Origin of the sequence: Cyanobium sp. ATX-6F1, assembly GCF_047395825.1 — a bacterium.
Classification (GTDB): Bacteria; Cyanobacteriota; Cyanobacteriia; order PCC-6307; family Cyanobiaceae; genus ATX-6F1.
Window position 1 is genome coordinate 1,097,555 of record NZ_JBCEBF010000001.1, and the last position, 18,505, is coordinate 1,116,059.

The 18,505-nt window shown below is 67.5% G+C and carries 17 protein-coding genes and 4 pseudogenes; 9 read left to right on the forward strand and 12 right to left on the reverse strand.

The features are described from left to right. Position 1 precedes the first annotated feature (1 nt). A complete protein-coding gene (gene msrA / locus AAF143_RS06545; RefSeq protein ID WP_414026667.1) occupies positions 2–493 on the reverse strand; it encodes a peptide-methionine (S)-S-oxide reductase MsrA in 492 nt (163 codons plus the stop codon). A gap of 246 nt (positions 494–739) precedes the next feature. Between msrA and AAF143_RS06550 the strand changes: the two genes are divergently transcribed. After that, on the forward strand, positions 740–3,280 hold the full coding sequence (locus AAF143_RS06550) for an FdhF/YdeP family oxidoreductase (RefSeq protein WP_414026668.1): 2,541 nt from the start codon (positions 740–742) through the stop codon (positions 3,278–3,280). 723 nt (positions 3,281–4,003) lie between these two features. Next, the gene (locus tag AAF143_RS06555; RefSeq protein ID WP_414026900.1) at positions 4,004–5,728 is read left to right on the forward strand and encodes an MGH1-like glycoside hydrolase domain-containing protein; all 1,725 of its coding nucleotides are present in this window, start codon (positions 4,004–4,006) and stop codon (positions 5,726–5,728) included. Here AAF143_RS06555 and AAF143_RS06560 read toward each other — a convergent pair. Further along, positions 5,711–6,667 carry a LysR family transcriptional regulator gene (locus AAF143_RS06560; RefSeq protein ID WP_255009387.1) on the reverse strand — a complete coding sequence of 319 codons (957 nt, stop codon included), beginning with the start codon at positions 6,665–6,667 and terminating at the stop codon, positions 5,711–5,713. The two genes, AAF143_RS06555 and AAF143_RS06560, sit on opposite strands and share 18 nt — an antisense overlap. A 104-nt stretch (positions 6,668–6,771) precedes the next feature. On the opposite strand from AAF143_RS06560, the gene AAF143_RS06565 reads away from it, so the two are divergent. Next, positions 6,772–7,509, forward strand: a complete 738-nt coding sequence (locus AAF143_RS06565; RefSeq protein ID WP_255009389.1) for an SDR family oxidoreductase — start codon at positions 6,772–6,774, stop codon at positions 7,507–7,509. Here the strand turns inward: AAF143_RS06565 and AAF143_RS06570 are convergent. Together AAF143_RS06570 and AAF143_RS06575 are read right to left on the reverse strand one after the other, a co-directional pair. Then, on the reverse strand, positions 7,404–8,219 hold the full coding sequence (locus AAF143_RS06570) for a pyridoxamine 5'-phosphate oxidase family protein (protein WP_414026669.1): 816 nt from the start codon (positions 8,217–8,219) through the stop codon (positions 7,404–7,406). The two genes, AAF143_RS06565 and AAF143_RS06570, sit on opposite strands and share 106 nt — an antisense overlap. Before the next feature lie 15 nt (positions 8,220–8,234). Next, positions 8,235–8,840 (reverse strand): glutathione S-transferase family protein, encoded by a 606-nt coding sequence (locus AAF143_RS06575; protein WP_255009392.1) that lies wholly within the window; start codon positions 8,838–8,840, stop codon positions 8,235–8,237. A gap of 161 nt (positions 8,841–9,001) precedes the next feature. On the opposite strand from AAF143_RS06575, the gene AAF143_RS06580 reads away from it, so the two are divergent. Then, entirely contained in the window at positions 9,002–9,592 is a 591-nt protein-coding gene (locus tag AAF143_RS06580; RefSeq protein ID WP_255009394.1) for a TetR/AcrR family transcriptional regulator, read from the forward strand. 23 nt (positions 9,593–9,615) lie between these two features. On the opposite strand, the gene AAF143_RS06585 is transcribed toward AAF143_RS06580, so the two are convergent. The 5 genes and pseudogenes from AAF143_RS06585 to AAF143_RS06605 all read right to left on the reverse strand — a co-directional run bounded on the left by AAF143_RS06585 (position 9,616) and on the right by AAF143_RS06605 (position 13,299). After that, complete coding sequence (locus AAF143_RS06585) at positions 9,616–9,999, reverse strand: hypothetical protein (RefSeq protein ID WP_255009396.1); 384 nt, start codon at positions 9,997–9,999, stop codon at positions 9,616–9,618. 6 nt (positions 10,000–10,005) lie between these two features. Beyond that, positions 10,006–11,074: pseudogene (locus tag AAF143_RS06590) on the reverse strand (GTP 3',8-cyclase MoaA). A gap of 156 nt (positions 11,075–11,230) precedes the next feature. After that, a pseudogene (locus AAF143_RS06595) lies at positions 11,231–11,709 on the reverse strand (NTP transferase domain-containing protein); the annotation flags it as partial. Positions 11,710–11,740: 31 nt separating this feature from the next. Continuing rightward, a complete protein-coding gene (locus AAF143_RS06600; RefSeq protein ID WP_255010432.1) occupies positions 11,741–12,238 on the reverse strand; it encodes a nitrate reductase associated protein in 498 nt (165 codons plus the stop codon). Beyond that, positions 12,235–13,299 carry an anthranilate phosphoribosyltransferase gene (locus tag AAF143_RS06605; protein ID WP_255010430.1) on the reverse strand — a complete coding sequence of 355 codons (1,065 nt, stop codon included), beginning with the start codon at positions 13,297–13,299 and terminating at the stop codon, positions 12,235–12,237. The genes AAF143_RS06600 and AAF143_RS06605 overlap by 4 nt, the downstream gene beginning before the upstream one ends. 121 nt (positions 13,300–13,420) lie before the next feature. On the opposite strand from AAF143_RS06605, the gene AAF143_RS06610 reads away from it, so the two are divergent. From AAF143_RS06610 to AAF143_RS06625, 4 genes and pseudogenes are all read left to right on the forward strand, one after another. Then, on the forward strand, positions 13,421–14,038 hold the full coding sequence (locus AAF143_RS06610) for a CbiX/SirB N-terminal domain-containing protein (protein WP_255010428.1): 618 nt from the start codon (positions 13,421–13,423) through the stop codon (positions 14,036–14,038). Beyond that, positions 14,035–14,819: pseudogene (gene cobA / locus AAF143_RS06615) on the forward strand (uroporphyrinogen-III C-methyltransferase). Before AAF143_RS06610 ends, cobA begins: the two are co-directional and overlap by 4 nt. A gap of 118 nt (positions 14,820–14,937) precedes the next feature. Continuing rightward, positions 14,938–15,111 carry a hypothetical protein gene (locus AAF143_RS06620; RefSeq protein ID WP_414026670.1) on the forward strand — a complete coding sequence of 58 codons (174 nt, stop codon included), beginning with the start codon at positions 14,938–14,940 and terminating at the stop codon, positions 15,109–15,111. Between the two features lie 24 nt (positions 15,112–15,135). Then, a complete protein-coding gene (locus AAF143_RS06625; protein WP_255010422.1) occupies positions 15,136–15,696 on the forward strand; it encodes a DoxX family protein in 561 nt (186 codons plus the stop codon). Positions 15,697–15,704: 8 nt separating this feature from the next. Here AAF143_RS06625 and AAF143_RS06630 read toward each other — a convergent pair whose 3' ends face one another. After that, positions 15,705–16,505: a CsgG/HfaB family protein gene (locus AAF143_RS06630; protein WP_414026901.1), complete on the reverse strand. Its 801-nt coding sequence runs from the start codon at positions 16,503–16,505 to the stop codon at positions 15,705–15,707. 322 nt (positions 16,506–16,827) lie between these two features. On the opposite strand from AAF143_RS06630, the pseudogene AAF143_RS06635 reads away from it, so the two are divergent. Then, positions 16,828–17,303 (forward strand): annotated as a pseudogene (locus AAF143_RS06635) (redox protein). A gap of 8 nt (positions 17,304–17,311) precedes the next feature. Here AAF143_RS06635 and AAF143_RS06640 read toward each other — a convergent pair. Both AAF143_RS06640 and AAF143_RS06645 read right to left on the reverse strand, forming a co-directional pair. Continuing rightward, a complete protein-coding gene (locus AAF143_RS06640; protein WP_414026671.1) occupies positions 17,312–17,857 on the reverse strand; it encodes a hypothetical protein in 546 nt (181 codons plus the stop codon). A 285-nt stretch (positions 17,858–18,142) separates the two neighbouring features. Next, positions 18,143–18,493 carry a hypothetical protein gene (locus AAF143_RS06645; protein WP_414026672.1) on the reverse strand — a complete coding sequence of 117 codons (351 nt, stop codon included), beginning with the start codon at positions 18,491–18,493 and terminating at the stop codon, positions 18,143–18,145. Positions 18,494–18,505: the final 12 nt, after the last annotated feature.

Sequence of the window (18,505 nt, forward strand, 5' to 3'; positions counted from 1 at the left end):
CTCAGAGCGCCATCGCCGGATACAGCGCCCGCAGCCGCGCCAGCTTCGGCTGGTCGTGGACCACGATGTAGGGGTGGAAGGGGTTCCGTGCCATGAAGTTCTGGTGGTAGGCCTCGGCGGGGTAGAAGGCCTGCAGGGGCACCACCTGGGTGACGATCGGCTGTGGGAAGCGGCGGGCGCGGCTGAGCTGGTTGATCGTCTCGACGGCCGTGCGTTGTTGCTCCGGGTTGGCGGTGAAGATCGCTGAGCGGTACTGGGGGCCCTGGTCGGGCCCCTGGCGGTTGAGCTGGGTCGGATCGTGGGCGACCTTGAAGTAGATCGTCAGCAATTGACCGTAGGAGACCCGCCGGGGATCAAAGCGGATCCGAACCGCCTCGGCATGGCCGCTGCGGCCGCTGCTGACCGTGTCGTAGCTGGCCTCCGAGCGGCTCCCGCCGGCGTAGCCGGACACCACCTCGCGCACTCCCTTGACGTGCTCGAACACGCCCTCCACCCCCAGAAGCAGCCCCCGCCAGCACGGCGGTCTGCAGGGGTGGTGGTGGGGCCGCCGCCGCCCTTGCGGCGCCCAGGGAAAGTGGCATCAGGGCGAAGAGGGCCGTCAGCAGGGCGGAGAGGTGCGGACCCATGGCAGGTGCGGGGCGTGATGCAGGGAATACCGGTGAACGCCCGGATCGGATGGGGGAATCCTCGACCGGTTGGAGGGCGGACGCCGTAGCTTGAATCTTCGCTCTGGCGGCCGATGGCTGACCCCGGCTCCAGTCCCGATTCCTCCACCCCGGCCATGGGCGGCGGCTGGCCTGTGATCGACGGCTGGGCCCGGGCCACTCTTTCGCCCCGCGGCCCCCTGCTCTGGCAGACGCTGCTGCACAAGAGCGCCTGCCTCTCCTGTGCCTGGGGCACCGGCGGCCAGAACGGTGGCTTTGTCGATGAACTGGGTGAGCCGCTGCAGCGCTGCCTCAAGAGCGTCGAGGCGATCAGCGCCGAACTGCAGGCGGCGGTGCCGGAATCCGTCTTCTCAGGCCGCAGCGTCAGCGAGCTCCAGCGCCTGAGCTCCCTGGAGGCCGACCGGCTCGGCCGGCTCAGCCATCCGCTGATCCTGCGCGAGGGCCGCAGCCACTACGAGCGCCTCGGCTGGGACGACGTCTTCGAACTGGCCGAGGCCGCCTTCCGCGTGCCGCCGGAGCGGCTGGCCTCCTACAGCTCCGGCCGCTCCTCCAACGAGGCCGCCTACCTGCTGCAGTTGCTGGTGCGCGCGCTGGGCTCCAGCAACCTCGCCGACTGCTCCGACCTCTGCCACGCCCCCTCCACCGTGGGGCTGGGCGAGGTGTTCGGCTCGGGCACCTCGATGGTGAGCCTCGAGAGCCTGCAGCAGGCTGATTGCGTGGTGCTGGTGGGATCCAATGCGCCGGCGAACCACCCGCGGCTGATGAACGAGCTGATCCGCCTGCGGGAGCGAGGCGGCTCCGTGATCGTGATCAATCCGGTGCTGGAGGTGGGCCTGCTCAAGTTCGGCTCTCCGGCCTTCCCGATCAAATCAATGCTGCAGGGATCGGCGATCGCCTCGCTGTTCCTGCAGCCGATTCCCGGCAGCGATACAGCCGTTTTCCTGGGGATCCAGAAGGCCCTGCTGGAGGCCCACCAGGTGCGCCACGATTTCCTCGCCGCCCACACTGAAGGCTCCGAGGCGGTGCTGGAGCAGCTGCGTTCCACCCCCTGGGAGGCGATCACCGCCTGCTGCGGCCTCAGCCGAGAGGAGCTCGAGCACACCTCCGCCGTGATCGCCCGGGCCAGGGGTGTGGTGTTCGCCTGGGCAATGGGCATCACCCACCACGCCAACGGCACCGCCAACGTGCACGCCATCGCCAACACGGCGCTGCTGAGCGGCAATGTGGCCAAGCCTGGGGCGGGCACGATGCCGATCCGCGGCCACTCCAACGTGCAGGGCTTCGGCTCGATGGGCGTGACCGTGAAGCTCCGCGCCGAGATGCAGCAGGCGCTTGAGCAGCTGCTGGGCCGGCCCCTGAGCCGTGTGCCTGGCTACGACACCCGCGCCCTGATCGAGGCGGCCGAAGCCGGTGCCGTCGACACACTCCTCTGCCTGGGCGGCAACCTCTGGGGCGCCAACCCGGATTCGGCCCAGGCGAGGCTCGCCCTAGGGCGGATCGACACCGTGATGTATCTGGCCACCAAACCCAACCAGGGCCACTTCCACGGGCTAGGGGCGAAGCGCACCCTGGTGCTGCCGGTGTTCAACCGCTTCGAGACGCCGCACCGCACCACCACCGAAGCGGGCAACAACTTCGTGCGCCTCAACGAACCCGGCAGCACCCACCTCAAACGCGCCGATCTGATCAGCGAGGTTGGTTTCCTTTCCACCTTGGCGGCCCGGTTACTGGGCTGCGATCCCGTGGATTGGCCCCAGCTCCAGGATCCGGTGTATGTGCGCCAGCTGATCGCCCGCACGGTGCCGGGTTATGGCCCGATCGCCAACATCGATGCAACGAGGCGGGAATTCAGTGTGCAGGGGCGGCTGTTCAGCGAGCCGACGTTCCCCACGCCATCCGGGAAAGCGCGGATGGAACCCACACCCCTGCCGCAGCTGGCGTTGCCCGAGCCGGCCCACTTCGGCGGCCTGGCGCCGGACGACACGGGGCTGGTGCTGGCGTTGATCACGGCGCGCAGCTACTCCCAGCACAACACCGTTGTGTACAAGGAGGGCGACGCCTACCGGGGCATGTCCCATCGCAACACGATCCTGATGAACCGCGCCGATCTGACGCGCTCCGGTCTGCGCGCCCACCAGCGGGTGACGGTGCAGGGGGAGGCCGGAGCCCTGGAGAACGTGGAGATCATCCCCGGCGAGATCCGCGAGGGGGCGGCGCTGATGTTCTATCCGGAGGTGAACGCGATCGTCAGGGCCCAGATCGATCCCCGCAGCGGTACCCCGGCGTTCAAGCGGGTGCCGGTGCTGGTGCGGGGGCCTTGGCGGCAAACCGTGTCGGCTGAACGGCAGCGGCTCGTCGCTGACGACCTCCGTGAAGCCCGCTGGCGCCGCTGGGGGCCCTACCTCAGCGATCGCCAGTGGGGAACGGTGCGGGAGGACTACAGCGGCGATGGCGAGGCCTGGAACCACTTCCCCTTCGACCAGGCCCGCTCGCGTGCCTACCGCTGGGGGAGGACGGCCTGCTGGGCCTCTGCGACAACCACCAGCGCCTCTGTTTCTCCTTCGCCCTCTGGAATGGCCTGGACCCCTTCCTCAAGGAACGGCTCTTCGGTCTGAGTGGCCCCCAGGGCAACCACGGGGAGGACGTCAAGGAGATCTACTTCCACCGCGACAGCACCCCCAGCCATAGCTACATGAAGGGGCTGTACCGCTACCCCCATGGCCGCTTTCCCTATGAGGAGCTGATCGCGGAGAACGGCCGCCGGGGCCGCGACGCTCCTGAATACGAACTGCTCGACACCGGCATCTTCGCGGGCGATCGCTTCTGCGACGTCCAGGTGGAGTATGCCAAGCAATCCCCGGACGACATCCTGATCCGTCTCAGCGTCACCAACCGCGGCCCCGATCCCCACACCCTTCACCTGCTGCCCACCCTCTGGTTTCGCAACACCTGGAGTTGGGGAGGCGATGAAGCGCGCCCTTCGATCCGGCCCGACGCGCCGTTTGTCGCAGCCTCCGCTCCTGATGCCACACCCTGGCTCAGCCTGGTCGCGAGCCACCCTGCCATGGGGGAGTTCTGGCTGCATGCCGAAGCGCTGGTCGCTGCCCCTGATGGGTCCATGGGCGCGCAGCCCGGGCTGCTGGTCACCGACAACGAGACCAACGCCAGACGACTCTTCGGTGCGGACAACCCCAGCCCCTTCGTCAAGGACGGCATCAACAACTGCGTGGTGGAGGGCGAGAGGGGGCGGTGCATCCGCAAGGCATCGGCACCAAGGCGTCCCTGCACTACGTCCTGCCCCTGGCGGCGGGGAAACCCGGGTGCTGAAGTTGCGGCTCGTGAATCGCCGGCTTCCGGTCGATCCCCTCGGCGACGGATTCGATGCGATCTTTCGGGCACGCCTGCAGGAGGCCGACGCCTTTTACGGCGAGCTGATCCCGGCTTCCTTGTCGCACCCTCTGCGCGACCTCCAGCGCCAGGCCTTTGCCGGGCTGCTCTGGAGCAAGCAGACCTACCTCTATGTGATCCGCGACTGGCTCGAGGGGGATCCGGCCACGCCGCCGCCACCGGGGCACCGGCTCGGCCGCAACCATCAGTGGCAGCACTTCCACGCCGACGACGTTCTGTCGATGCCCGACAAATGGGAGTACCCCTGGTTCGCCGCCTGGGATCTGGCCTTCCACTGCGTGCCCATCGCCCTGGTGGATCCCGGCTTCGCCAAATCCCAGCTCGATCTGTTGACGCGGGAGTGGTACATGCATCCCAACGGCCAGCTGCCCGCCTACGAATGGGCCTTCGACGACGTCAATCCGCCTGTCCACGCCTGGGCCACGTGGCAGGTGTACAGCATGGAGAAGCGGGCTACCGGCACAGGTGATCGACCTTTTCTAGAGCGGGTGTTCCAGAAGCTGCTGCTCAATTTCACCTGGTGGGTGAACCGCAAGGATGCAGAGGGCAACAACATCTTTCAGGGAGGTTTCCTTGGACTCGACAACATCGGCGTGTTCGATCGAAGCGCGCCTCTGCCCACTGGGGGCTTCATCGAGCAGGCCGATGGCACCAGCTGGATGGGCATGTTCTGTCTCAACATGCTCACCATTTCTCTCGAGCTGGCGCTGGAAAATCCCGTCTACGAGGACATGGCGACGAAGTTCTTCGAGCATTTCCTCTACATCGCCGCGGCGATGAATCCCATCGGCAGTGGTGGCAACCGGCTCTGGGACGATGGGGACGGCTTCTTCTACGACGTGCTGCATCTGCCGGACGGCAGCCGCCTGCCCCTGAAGATTCGCTCGATGGTGGGGCTGATTCCCCTCTTCGCCACAGCGATCCTGGAGCCCGATGTGCTTGAGCGACTACCGAAGTTCAAGGAGCGGCTGGAGTGGTTCATCCGTCACCGGCCTGATCTCAAGGTCAACGTGGCCTGCATGGAGACCCGGGGGCAGAAGGCCCGCCGCCTGCTCGCCCTCACCTACCTCAGCCCCAACCGCTTCGTGGCGCAGGATCGCTTCCGCCGCATCCTGAATCGCCTCCTCGATCCCGCCGAATTCCTCAGCGATCACGGCATCCGCTCCCTCTCCCGCCACCACGCCGAGCACCCTTACGTCTTCTCCTTCGAAGGCCACGAGCACCGGGTCGGATACGAGCCGGCGGAGTCGCGTTCCGGCCTGTTCGGGGGCAATTCGAATTGGCGCGGCCCGGTGTGGTTTCCGGTCAACTACCTGCTGATCGAGGCCCTTCACCAGTTCCATCAATACGCCGGTGACGACTTCCAGGTGGAATGTCCCACCGGTTCCGGACGCTGGATGAGTCTCCAGCAGGCCGCCGACCTGATCACAGACCGGTTGATCGCCCTTTTTCTGCCCGGTGCCAATGGTCCTGCACCGGCCTACGGCGCCTCCGCCGCCTTCCTCAGCGATGCAGATGGACAGCCCCTGCATCTGTTCAATGAGTATTTCCATGGCGACGACGGCACCGGTCTGGGCGCGAGCCACCAGACGGGCTGGACCGGCCTGGTGGCCCAGCTGATCCAGGACCGAGCCCGGTCACGGGCCCCTTCTTGATGGCGGTGGCCTGACTCCCGGGCTAGGCAGAAGTGGATCGCTGGAGACCCATGGATGTTCCTTGAAGTGATGGCTGATTTCTTTGATGAAGGCATCGACCCGGGCCGCAACGAAGCGATCGCGTCGGTGCAGCGCGTGGATCGGCAATGGTTTGGGCTGGTAGGCCTCAAGAACAACCCGCAGCCGATCGGATTCGATCTCCTCGCCAAAGAGCCAGACGGGACAGACGCCAATCCCCATGCCGGCCAGAACGGCCTCCCTGATCACCGAGGAGTTGTCGGTTCTGAAGTTCCCCCCGACGCTCACCCGTAGGGGCCCGTGGAGGGGATGGTCAAAATGCCAGTCGTTCAGCGTCGTATGACGGCTGAAGATGAGGCAATTGTGTTTGAGGAGGTCATCGGGAGTCTGGGGAACGGGTCGCTCGGCGAAATAGGTGGCGGCCGCCACGGTGACGCGCCGGGTGATGCCGATGGGATAGGCGATCAGGGATGGATCGCGGATCTCTCCGATCCGAATGGCCACATCCACGGCCTCTTCCACCAGATCAACAAAGGCGTCGCTGAGCTTCAGATCCAGCTGAAGTCCTGGATGGCGCTCCAGGAACGACCGCACAAAAGGCATGACCTCCTGCTGGCCGAACGCCACCGGGCAGCTCACGCGTAGGAAGCCCTCCAATCGGTTGCGCTGACCGACGCTGGCCGTTGCCGCTGCCAGGGCATCCAATGCCGGCTGGCAATGGGCGAAGAACCGCTCCCCTTCGGGGGTCAGGCTCAAGCGGCGGGTGGAGCGGCGCAGCAGTTGCACGTCGAGGTTGCGCTCCAAGCTGGCGATCTGCTTGCTCACGGTGGGCTGGGACGTGCCCAGCTCCCTGGAGGCGGCCGAAAAGCTCCCCAGCTCCACCACCCGAACGAAGACCTGGAGCAGGGTCAGCCGATCCACGGTTCAATCATTCGCCAATGGAATGAATCCTAGTCTCATTGGCCCTCTTCTCAAATCCATGGGAATGGAACAGGCTTTGGGCTGACCACTCATCCCAGCGATCCATGGAGCTTTCGAACACCAGCGCCCTCGTGACCGGTGCCAACCGCGGCATCGGACGTGCCTTCGTCGAGGCCCTGCTCGAGGGCGGCGTGCGCCGCATCTATGCGACAGCACGCTCCCTGGAGAGCCTGCAAGAGCTTGTGACCCTCGCCCCGGAGCGCATCCTGCCGCTTGCCCTGGATATCACTCAGATCGACCAGGTTCAGAAGGTCGCCGCCATCGCTGGAGACATCTCCGTATTGATCAACAACGCCGGGGTGCTCGGCTCAGGCGGTTTGTTCACCTCCTCCAGTGTCCAGACGGCCCACTGGGAAATGGAAACGAACTACTTCGGCACGTTGACGATGGTGAGGGCCTTCGCGCCGATCCTCAAGGCCAACGGCGGCGGCGCGATCGTCAACATGATGTCTGTGGTTGCGCTCGCCAATGCACCGCTGTTCAGCTCCTACAGCGCCTCCAAGGCCGCCCTCCATTCGTTGACCCAGGGCATCCGCGCTGAACTGGCCGCCCAGGGCACCCTTGTGGTCGGGGTCTACCCCGGGCCGGTGGATACGGCGATGGCCGAGGGTCTGCCCGTGGAGAAGGTCGCCCCGATCGATGTGGCCAAAGCCTCCCTGGAGGCGATCCTTACCGGTCAAGAGGTGGTGCTGCCTGATCCCGTTTCGCAGCAATCCTTCCAGGAGTTGCTGGCTCCGCTCAAAGCCCTGGAGCTGCAATTCGGTGGCTGGATGCCCGGTTGAGCGCCTGGGCCTCTGGCCAGGGATTCTGCCGACACATCCAGCGGGGGTCGTGAAATCCCATCAGCTGTTCCTTCAACGGTCGGGTTGGTGCGGCGAAGGTTCGCGAACGGGATGCTGAGCCTGGAGCCGCTCGTGCTCAAGGACCGCGATGCGCTCCCGCAAAGGCCGTTCCCGCGCCTCCAGCTCCGCCGCCGTGTAACGGGGGTGATGAATTGCGGGCAGTTCCAGTCGAAGGCCTCCACCTGGATGCGGAAGAGGCGCTCAGGTTCACCGGCCTCGGGCTCATCCAGCCACAGCCGTTGCCGCAGAGCTGGATCGCCTTCGAGTGAAACGACCGCGGCCTCGCCGTCAATCTTCAGTCTCCGCCTGGCGCCGTAATCCATCAGGAACAGGGCCACCCGCGGATCGCGCCGGAGGTGTCCCGTGGTGAGCAGCTGCCGGTTGCCGCCGTAATCGGCGAAACCAAGGGTGTGGTCATCCAGCACCTTCAGAAAGCCCACCGGGCCACCGCGGTGCTGGAGGTAGGGCGCGCCCGTCTCGGTGAGGCTGGCCAGGTAGAAGCTGTCGCGAGCTTGGATGAAGGCGGTTTCCTTCGCTCCGAGCCGATCGGACTCGGGGGCCGGTGGTACCGCCTGGCTCTGCCCGTAGGCCTGGCGCTGGGCCTCCCCTACGGCGGGGGTGAGATGGCGATGCAGGTAGTGCTGGGTCATCGGTGGATGCTCCGCTTAGGCCTTCAGGCCCGCCATCGGTTTGTAGCCCGGCAGCGCTTGAATCCGTCCGATCCAGGCACGAACGTTGGGATAGGGAGCCAGATCGATACCCCCATCCCCAGCTAAGGCCACGTAGGGGAAAACGGCGATGTCGGCGATGGTGGGGCGATCCAGCTCCAGCCAGAGTCGATCGCTCAGGTGGCGCTCCAGCTGGTCGAGGATGAAGGCGGCCTTCTCCAAGGCGCGCTCGATCGGAAGGCTTGTGACCCCGAAGAGGTGGTGCAGACGGGCGCTCTCGGGGCCCTGCCTGACCTCCCCGGCGGCCGTGGAAAGCCAGCGCACCACCCTGGCCTGCGCAAGGGGCTCACTGGGGAGCCATTGGCCGTCGCCCTGGAGGGCCGCCAGGTAGTAGAGGATCGCCTGGGCATCGGAAAGGATGGTGTCGTCCGTTTCCAGAACGGGCACCTGGCCGAAGGGGTTGAGCGTCAGAAAGGGCTCCGACTTGTGCTCGCCCTGCATCAGATCGACGCGCACCCATTCGTAGGGAACCCCGAGAAGTTCGAGCAGCAGGCGCACCTTGTAGCTGTTGCCGGAGAGTTCGTGGCCGTAGAGACGAAGCATGGCAGTGAGGCGCGAAGGGGGGCAATGGCTGAGGCGAAGCCCCTGAAAAGAACAGGGGGCCGACCGCACAGTCCGACAGGAATTAGACAGATCGGTCTGTCTCTTCATATGTAGCAGACCGTTCTGTCTACTGTCTAGGCTTTGTTCACGACAGGAGCGCCATGACTGCCAGCGCCACCGCCAACCGGGCTTCCGCCAAGCGTGAGGCCCTGCTGAGCACGGCCCAGGAGCTCTTCTCGCGGCAGGGCTACAGGGCCGTGGGCATCGACACCCTGCTGGCCGAGGCCGGGGTGGCCAAAATGACGCTCTACAAGCAGTTCGGCTCAAAGGAGGAGCTGATCGCCGCCGTGCTGGAGCGCCTGGCCGGGGAGATCAGCGCGGCGCTCATCGCCCGGCTGGCGCACGCCGCGGGAGGGAGCCAAGGCCGGATCCTGGCGGTGTTCGACTGGCTGGCGGACTGGGTCCGCTCCCCCGATTTCCACGGTTGTCTGTTCATCAAGGCGGCCAGCGAGTACCCCGAGGCCACCGATCGCCCCCGCCAGGCCGCGGAGGCGTTCAAGGCAAGTTGCCGCGTGCTGTTGGAGGAGCAATGCCAGGAACTCGGGATCGCTGATCCCTCTCGCCTGGCCCGCCAGCTGCATCTCCTGCTCGAAGGCGCCCTTGTGCTGTCGTTCCTCGAGCGCGATCCCCGTGCGGCCCAGGCCGCACGGGAGGCGGCAGCGGTGCTGATCAACGCCGCGGCTCCCGGTTGAGAACCAACGCCCCGCCTTCGGTCTCAGCCCGCGCGCCGCTGGGTCTTGAGCAGCCGGCAGGCCAGCAGAAACCCGCCGCAGGCGACCAGTGAAACGGTGAGCACCTCTCCCCGCCCGGGGATCAGCAGCACGTAGCCCTTCCCCTTGGTGAGCGCCGCGAAGCTCGACACGCAGAACGGCATCAGGAACAGCCGCAGGGTCTGCCAGCGATCGGTCGGCGAAGCGACATCCCTGGAGACGCTGAGCATCAGGCCCACACCGATGATCACGCTGAGGCCCAGGGAGTTCAGCCACAGCAGGGGGTCGGGCTCGATCAGGGCGATGGCGCTGACCAGATACCAGATCAAATAGCACCAGAGCACCTGCTTGCCCGGGCGCAGCTTGGCGAAGTAGCGCAGCAGGGTCAACGGCGCTTAACCCCCGAGGTAGGCCATCTCGGCCCGTGGGGCCGCGGCTTGGGCGCTGCTCGCGACAAGTTGTCGCTCCTGGCGCTCCTCGCTGTAGCGATCGGTGCGCGCCTCCCAAAGGCCCCCCAGGGCGCCTGCCAGGCCAGTGGAATCGAGGGCGGGCCGCAGCCAGGGTTTCAGATCGGTGCCGCTGGTGGCGAACAGGCAGCCGTAGGCGATCCCATCGGCGGTGACGCGCAGGCGGTTGCAGTCGCCGCAGAAGGGGGCGCTGATCGAGGCCACCACGGCAACGTGCAACCCGCCATCGCGGTAACGCCAGCGGCTGGCGGTGCCGTGGGCGCTGCGGCCAACGGGTTCCAGGGGCCAGCGCTCACCGAGGCGGGCCACCATCTCTGCGGCGCTGAGCACCTGATCGGCTGACCAGCCGTTGCGATGGCCCACATCCATGAACTCGATCAGGCGCAGCTCCAGCCCCCGCTCCCGGGCCAGTTCCGCCAGGGGCAGCAGCTTTTCGCCGTTGCCGCCGCGGGTGAGCACAGCGTTGAGCTTGAGCGCCCCGGTGGCTGGATCAAAACCGGCGGCGCGTGCGTGCTCGATGGCCGCGAGCACCTTCTCCAGCACCACCGCTCCGGCGGCGGCCCCCGGTCAGCCCGGCCATGCGCGCGACGCTGGCGCCATCGCTGCCATCGAGGCTGAGGGTGATTCGCTCCAGGCCCGCCGCCTTGAGCGCATGGGCCCGTTCGGCGCTCAGCAGCACACCGTTGCTGGTGAGGGCGATCTCGCGCAGACGGCCGCGGCGATCGCCTTCGGCCCGTTGGCGCAGGGGTTGGAGGGCGGCAATCAGCGCTTCGAGCCCTGGATGCAGCAAGGGCTCACCACCGGTGAGTCGCAGGGTGTGCACCCCAAGGGATACGGCCGTCTCCACGAGCTGAACGCGCTCGCCCTGGCTGAGCAGCTCAGGTGGATCTTCCCCCTCCGGGCAGCAGTAGGGGCAGGCCAGGTTGCAGCGGGCCGTGAGCGAGAGGCGCAGCACCCCCAGGGGCCGGCCGAGCTGATCCAGTGGACCTTGCGCCATGGGGCGCAGGCTAGGGCCAGAGCGCGGCGGCGGTGGCGGGGTCGTTGGCGTTGCGCAGGGGGCGGCCGGCAGGGGCACGCTGCGGGCGCCCACCGCCTCCAGCCAGCCCTGCAGGCTGCGGCGGCCCAGGGCGAGGTGAGCCTCAAGCGACGCCCGGTGCTGTTGATCGGCGGGGTAGATCCCGAGCAGCGGCTGCAGGCGTTCGCCATCGTGGGCCACCAGCGGCTGCCCGGGGTCGCCGTGCGCTTCCTGGCAGAGGATGTCGAGGCTGGTGCGATCCAGCCAGGGCATGTCGACGGGACAGAGCAGCAACAGGGCGCCCGGGTGGTGCTCCATCAGCCGCCCCAGGGCCCGCAGGGGCCCTCCCAGGGGGCCGGTTCTTCAAGGGCCTCCAGGGGCACCGCCAGGGAGGGGGCGATGGCCCGGGCCAGCTCCAGATGGCTGGGGTGCCGGCTGAGCACGCTGATCGGGGCTTCGAGCTGGGCCAGCAACCGCAGGCTGCGCTCCAGCCAGCTGCCCCCTTCCGGGTGGGGCAGCAGGGCCTTGTCGCGGCCCATGCGGCAGCTCTCACCGCCACTGAGCAGGCAGGTCCGCAGGGCCGAGTCGCCAGCGTTCGCTTGGAGCTCTGACTCCATCAGATTGCCTTTCGCTGGGCAGAGCTTTCGATCACCTTTCCCCGTTGCATGGCGGATCGATCAGGCCGAATTCCTGGAGGGCCCGCGGCAGGTTGCGGTGCTCATGGCCTGGGTGGCTGAGTTTGACGAGGGCGAAGCGTTGCAGTTCATCGAGTGCCTCCCAATCCCGGAGGGTGATGGCGTTTTCGATCTGATCGCAGGCCAGCTGCAGGACCTCCGGAACGACGGCGGTTTGTTGCCAAAAGGTGGCCATGGCAGGCTCCAGGGGTTGGGCGGGTCCGTCCGGCATCGAGGCCGTGTGCTCCATCAGCCAGCCACGCAGCTCGGCCATCGCGGCGGGATCATCGGACCAGGCCAGAACGAGAGCACGCTCTTGGCCCTCGAGGGCATGCCAGTGGCTCAACTTGAGTTTCACCCCGGCCAGGTCGAGCTTGCGGCGCACCGCCATCGGCAGACAGCGCAGATCGCTCACGAAGTCCGATTCGAACCTGAAACAGTGGTTGTGGAGGCTGGGTTTCTGCGGAGTCATGGGATCAGATCCTGGCGCCTTCTTTCGCCGTTGCCGCTGCTCAGAAGGGTCCGGGACTGATCCAGACCCGCCTCCAGGCTGTTGCATCGATCAGCCAGCCACAGGAAGGTTCCCAGGTTCCAGGTGAGGGGCCTGGCCAGGGGTCCCTCGCCCACCAAGGCCGCCTTGGCCTGATCACCCCAGGCTTCGATCCCCTGCCAGCCCAGGTCTTCGCCGCCGAGTCCATGGCCCTGGGGATCGAGGATCAGACGCTCCACCTGGCCATGCCTGACCCGGGCGGCGATGCCGGAGCGGCTGGTGGGCAGGTCGGTGGAACCCTCCAGCCCCTTGATCGTCAACAGGTCGGTTTCGCCCGCTTCCGCCAGCGCCTCCCAGGCCCGCGGTTCGGTGGGTGGGTGGACGAAACCGCTCACCAGCAGATGCTCCCCCTGGTGCGGCGTCCAGAGCAGTTCCAGGCTGGCCACCGGTGGTCGCTTTCCGATCTCCACCCGCACCGGCAGCAGTCGTTCGGCGGCTGGGAAGTGATCGGGTTGGTGGGTGAGCGCCAGGTTGAAGCGGTCGAGCCGCGCCTGCACGGTCTCCAGCGTCAGCCCCCGCCATTCGATCCCGAGGGCGGCGAACAGCTCGGCCAGGGTGACGCCGTACTTGACCGGCATCGGACCGCCGCCGTGCAGCACCACAGGCTGGCCGCTGGCCGCCAGCAGCAGCGCCACCAGGGGCAACAGCGGCGCCGTGCGCTTTCGGCCGTCATAGGGGACGCCGAAGCAAAGGGCCCGCTGGCCTGACGTGCGCAACACGGGCCCTCGTGCCCTGTAGCTGTCAATCATGCCCGCCAGCTCCTGTGGCGCCGGCCTGCGGATGCGGTGGGCGATCAGAAACGCCCCAAGCTGGGCCTCGCTCGGAGCCCCTTGCAGCATCAGGTCGAGGGCTTCTTGGGCCTCGGCTCGGCTGAGCCCTGTGCTGGTGTGCTCCCCACTGCCGATCTTGCCGATCAGTTCCCGGAACCGCAGTCGCTCCGGACTCAGCGCGGCGGCCGGTAAGAGCTGGGGGCGCACCTCCATGGTTGCGGTCGGGGCAGAGGCCCGTGGATTCTGGGCATTCCCGCCGGTGGATGGTTGCCATCGGCCCCCGGCGGGTGGGACAGGGTGGCAGGGTGGGCAGAACTAGCGTCCAAGTCGGCCGTTGACCGACCTCCCCAGTCCATTACTGCTCGTGGTGCACGGCCGCGCCGGTGGGGAGATTCCTGAAGAGCTGCAGGCGCTGGCCGCGGCGGTGGAGGAGTCCCGTAAGAGCCCGGTGCGACTCCAGGCCCTCTCGGCGTGCGAACAGCCAGCCTTCCCGTCACCGGAGCAGCGGCTCTCGGGTCTCACCCTGGTGCCCCTGTTCCTGTTGCCCGGCCATCACGTGCGCCATGACATCAAGGTCATCGCCGCCGATTGGCGACGGCAGGGTCCCCTGCGGCGCCTGCCGTTCCTCGGGGCCTGGCCCCTCTGGCAGCGGGCCCTGGCGGAGGCGGGCGCCGAGGTGCGCGTGGCGGGACGTCAGCCGGTCTGGTGGCACCACCCGCTCGAAGGCCCCCTGGCCGCGCGCTATCTGCGCCACCTGGAGCGGGTGATCGAAGCCCCCTGTCGGCCCGCTGAGGGGGCTGATTCATACACTCAGGCCAGCCCCGCCAGGGACCAGGTGGCGCTGCCCCTGGCTCTGGCGGCCAACCGTCTCACCGATCAGCTCGGCCCACCTCTGTTGCAACGCCTCCGATTCCATCAGGTTCTGCTGCAACGGCTCGTTGCCCTGCCATGAGTGAGCCGATCCCCGGCAAGGTGTACCTGGTGGGGGCGGGTCCGGGGGATCCGGAGCTGCTCACGCTCAAGGCCCATCGGCTCCTGCGCGCGTGCGATGCCCTCGTCTACGACTCCCTGGTGCCCAAGGAGCTGCTGGAACTCACGCCGGAGCATTGCGAGCGCCACTTCGTGGGCAAGCGCCGCGGCCACCATTCCGTGCCCCAGCCCAGCACCAACGCCGTGCTGGTGGAGCTGGCCCAGCGCCACCGCTGTGTGGTGCGGCTCAAGGGGGGGACCCGTTCCTGTTCGGCCGCGGTGGCGAAGAGGCGGCCCACCTGGTGCGCCATGGGGTGCCGGTGGAGGTGGTGCCGGGGGTGACCGCCGGCATCGCGGCGCCCGCCTATGTGGGCATCCCGATCACCCACCGCCGGGCGGGCTCATCGGTCACGTTTGTGACCGGTCATGAGGAGATCGACAAGGGCCGGCCAGGGGTCGACTGGCGCGGCCTGGCCCGCTGCAGCGACGGGCTGGTGATCTACATGGGCCTGCACAACCTGCGCCGGATCTGCGAGGAACTGATGGCGGGAGGCCTGGGGGCCACCACGCCGGCGGCGGTGATCCAGCAGGGAACGGTGAACGGCCAGCGGGAGCTGGTCACGGAGCTGGCCCAGCTGGCGGACCGGGTGGAGGCGGAGGGGTTTGAGTCCCCCTCGATCGTGGTGATCGGCCAGGTGGTGGAGGAGCGGGTGCCGTCCTGCGCCCCCGCCCCCGCGGACGTGGAGCTGCCGATCCCCTTCTGACGCCCCCCTGGTGAGCCCAGTGGCGCGGCCCATGCCGGGCAGCTTGGCGGTTTCCGTCAAGCCGTCCTCACATTTCTTCATCCAGCGAGCCAGGATGAAGGCTGTTGATCTTCAAGCCATGCCCACCCTCTCGCTGCTCGAAGGCTTCCTGGGCTTTCTGATCGCCACCGTGGCGCTCTGGGCCTTTCGCCTCTCCGCCTCCCCCGACTGCAGCCCTGAACGCCCCCTTGGTCGCCCTTGGAGCCGTCGGCTCCAAGCCCTAAGTCAACGACAGGGCCCTCACCACTCCTGAGAACCTTCCGACCCCCTTTCCCCGATGAAATCTCTGCTGAGCCGCTATTTCCTCAAGGACGGCTTCTTCGCCAACGCCGGCCTGCTGATCCTGCGGCTGTCGATCGGCCTGATGATGATCCATCACGGCCAGGAAAAGCTGGCCGATCCGGCCACCTTCGCCGCCAATTACGTGGTGCCGTTGCACCTCCCCTTCCCGCTGTTCTTCGCCCAGTTGGCCGGTTTCTCCGAACTGTTCGGCTCCTGGTTCGTGATTCTCGGCTTTCTCTCCCCGCTGGGAGCCCTTGCCCTGACCGGAACGATGTCGGTGGCCGCTTACCAGCACATCCTCACCAGCGGGCTGAACATCTACGTGCTTGAACTGGTGGTGCTCTACATGGGCGGCAGCCTGGCGATCCTGCTGAACGGTCCGGGCCGTTTCTCCTTTGATGCCGGCATTGTCTCCGGGCTGCTTGCACCGGATTCAGAGGGGTCAGATCGTTCCGACGACTTCGGCACGATCCAAGGCGTTGAGCTCATGGCTGTGCCCATCCGAGCCGATGATTCCGCCGTGATGGTGAATCGTCGGTCCCTGCTCCGGCGCTGAGCCCAGGCTCACTCCAGCTGGAGCACCCCGCGGGTGCGCTGGCGCCGCTGTTGGTCCTGGGCGTTGAAGTCGGCCATGCAGTTCCCCCTGGGCACCAGCAGGCAACTCACGTAGTCGGAGGCATCGATCAGGGCCGCCCGCAGGGCCTTGGCCGCCGGGGTGCGCTGGCTCTGGCTGTTGCGGTTGCCGAAATTCAAGGTACCGGCGGCGCCCGTGAGCACCTGGCCGGTGCGACCCATGTTCGGGGCCAGCAACAGGGCCAGGCCAGCTGCGGGCAGCAGGCTGACGCCGCTCGACCTGGCTTCTGCGGCGTTGCTGGCGCGGCCCTCCACGGTGCGGGAGCCGACCACCTCGCCGGTGCTGCTGTCCACCACGCGGATGTCGATCGCCACGTAGTCCTTGGTTTCCAGCTGCTCTTTGGCGGTGCCCACCCCCATCAAGCCGAAGTTGCTGCCGGAGGCCTTGCTCTCCACGTTGCTGTCATAGGAGGTGACGGTGCCGAGCACGATGTAGCGGGCGCCGGTCATCTGGCCCTTTTTGGCGGCGGAACTGCCGGTGCCCTTGCGCACGATGCCCAGATCGGCCAGCTCCTGCTCGGAGAGCACCTCCTTGAGGTTGCGGCGCTCCACCACCTGGAGATCACCGGTGGCCTGGAGTTCATTGGCCAGGGCGGCGGCCAGGTCCTGGGCCACGGGCCCCTGCCACCACCAGGTGCTCTGGGTGACGGTGTTCTTGAAGTCGGGTACCGAGACGGTGGGGCGTCGCTGGCTGGAGCGGATCGGCTGGCTCTGCTGGGCGCTGGCAACCAGGGGCTCAAGCCCAGGCCCGTCACCAGCAGCAGGGCCGACAGCGGGGAGAGAAACGCACGCAAGGAGGGCACGGCGGGCTCGGGTGGGGTGGCCTGCTCATTGAAGCAATGCACCCGGGTGGCCACCGATGGGTGATGACGCCACTTGCAGCACCGGCTGCGAACCTTGGATTACCGCCCGTTCGGTAGCGAACTGAACGGCCCGGGGGGCGGCGGTTCGGTTAGGTGGGAGGACTTGACCTTCCTTGATCGGAAGGACGATCGCCATGCCCAGTTCAGGCCTGCTTCTGGATCCAGCCCGGCGGGGACCACGCCCGGCACCGATGTTCGAGCTGATCCCCTACGAGAAGTTCCGCGACACCCCCGCGGTGCGTTTCTTCGACATCACCGTGCCCACCTCCAATGCCCGTGATCTGGTGGTGCACACGGGCCCGGCGATCAGCCCCCCGACGATCCTGAGAGCGGTTCCTGGCAGTTCTATCTGCACCCCCACCAGGAGGACAACCTGCTGGCGATGCAGGGCGGGCGCACCTTCTATCTGGTCAACCTGGGCTGGAACTACCCATTCCACATCGTGCGCCTGGAGATGGGTGGCGACATCCTGCGCATTCCTCCCGGCACCTTCCACCGCTCGGTCTCCGACCCCAATGGCTCCCTGGTGCTCAACCAGGCGGTGCGGGAAAAGGGGGCCAGCCTCGTGCGTGAGTTCCGGGTCTACAACAGCAGCCGCATCCCGCGTCTGTTCGCCACCACCTCCCGCACCGCGCCGCTGCCCAAGCTGCACGGGGTGAGCTGGTAGGGAAAGCCTCAGAACAGCTTGAAGGGGTTGAAGCCCCCGCCTCCCTTGCCCCCTTTGCCCTCGGGCTTGCCTCCGCCGTCTGGGAGGCCCATCCCGTCGAAGGGCGGCAAGGTCGTCCGCGACTGGCGCTCCAGCGTCACCACCCAATCGGGGCCTTGGAGAACGGTCACGCCGCCGTAGGCCTGCAGGCTGGTGGTGGGTAACTCCATCGCCCGACGCGCTTCGGCGCTCATCACGCAGGAGCTGCGCTCAGGGCCCAGCAGCTGCCCCTGGGCCACCAGCTTGGCGACCACCGATGGGGTGAGCTCGCCTTCGGCTTGGCTGAGTCCATCGCGCTGGGCACTGGATTCCCAGATCACGATGTCCCGGTTCTCCTTGCCGCCGCCTTTGCCCAGGCCGATCACCTGGCCGCCGTAGGCCAGGGCCTTGGGCAGCGTGCCCCAACTCAGGCGCAGGGCCTCACCCTCCGGGGCCGTTTTCAGATCCAGGGCGCCGAGGAAATCTTGGGAGCCATCGAGGCTGAAACGAATCTCGGGGCTGTAGTTCCCGCTCACCACGTGCTCCCCCACCAGGGAGGCGCTGAGGGGAATCTTCGGGGACTCGTTGCCGCTGGGCCAGGTGCCGGTGGTGCCGCCGGGCCCAGGGCGAGAGGGCGGGGTTGGCCCGAAGGGTCCTGAACGCTTCCGCCAGCCGCGTGCGGTCGGTGCCCAGCTCGATCACCTCCGGCTGACCGGGTCCCGCCTGGGCGCCACAGCCCCAGAAGCGCAGCAGCCTCGCCTTGGCGCCGGGCTCGATCGGCGGGATCTCCCCAGGCGGCTCAGGGCTGCTGCCCTGGGGGCTCAGCAGGGGCAGGGCCGTGCCCAGTTGCAGTCTCGCAGGGATCCTGTGCTCCGCCTGGGGTGCGGTGGCTGGGGTGCGGGGGATTGGAGCCGCAGCAGCAGGCTCCGGTTGGTCTCGGTGCTGAAGCTCACCGAGCCGCCGCCCATCATCTGGCCCAAGGACGGCATCTTGATCGTGCGCGCGGTGGTGGTCTCCGCGCTGATCCGGTAGCGGGCCAAGGGGGTGGTCTTGGCGGCGGCTGCCGGGCCCCGGCGGGTGGTCTTGGGGGTGGCGGCCTCGGCCGCAGAAGCCCCAGCGAAGCCCATGAGCAGCAGAGCGCTCAGCAGCAGGCGGGCGGTAGGGCGTTGCATCGGTGGTGGGGC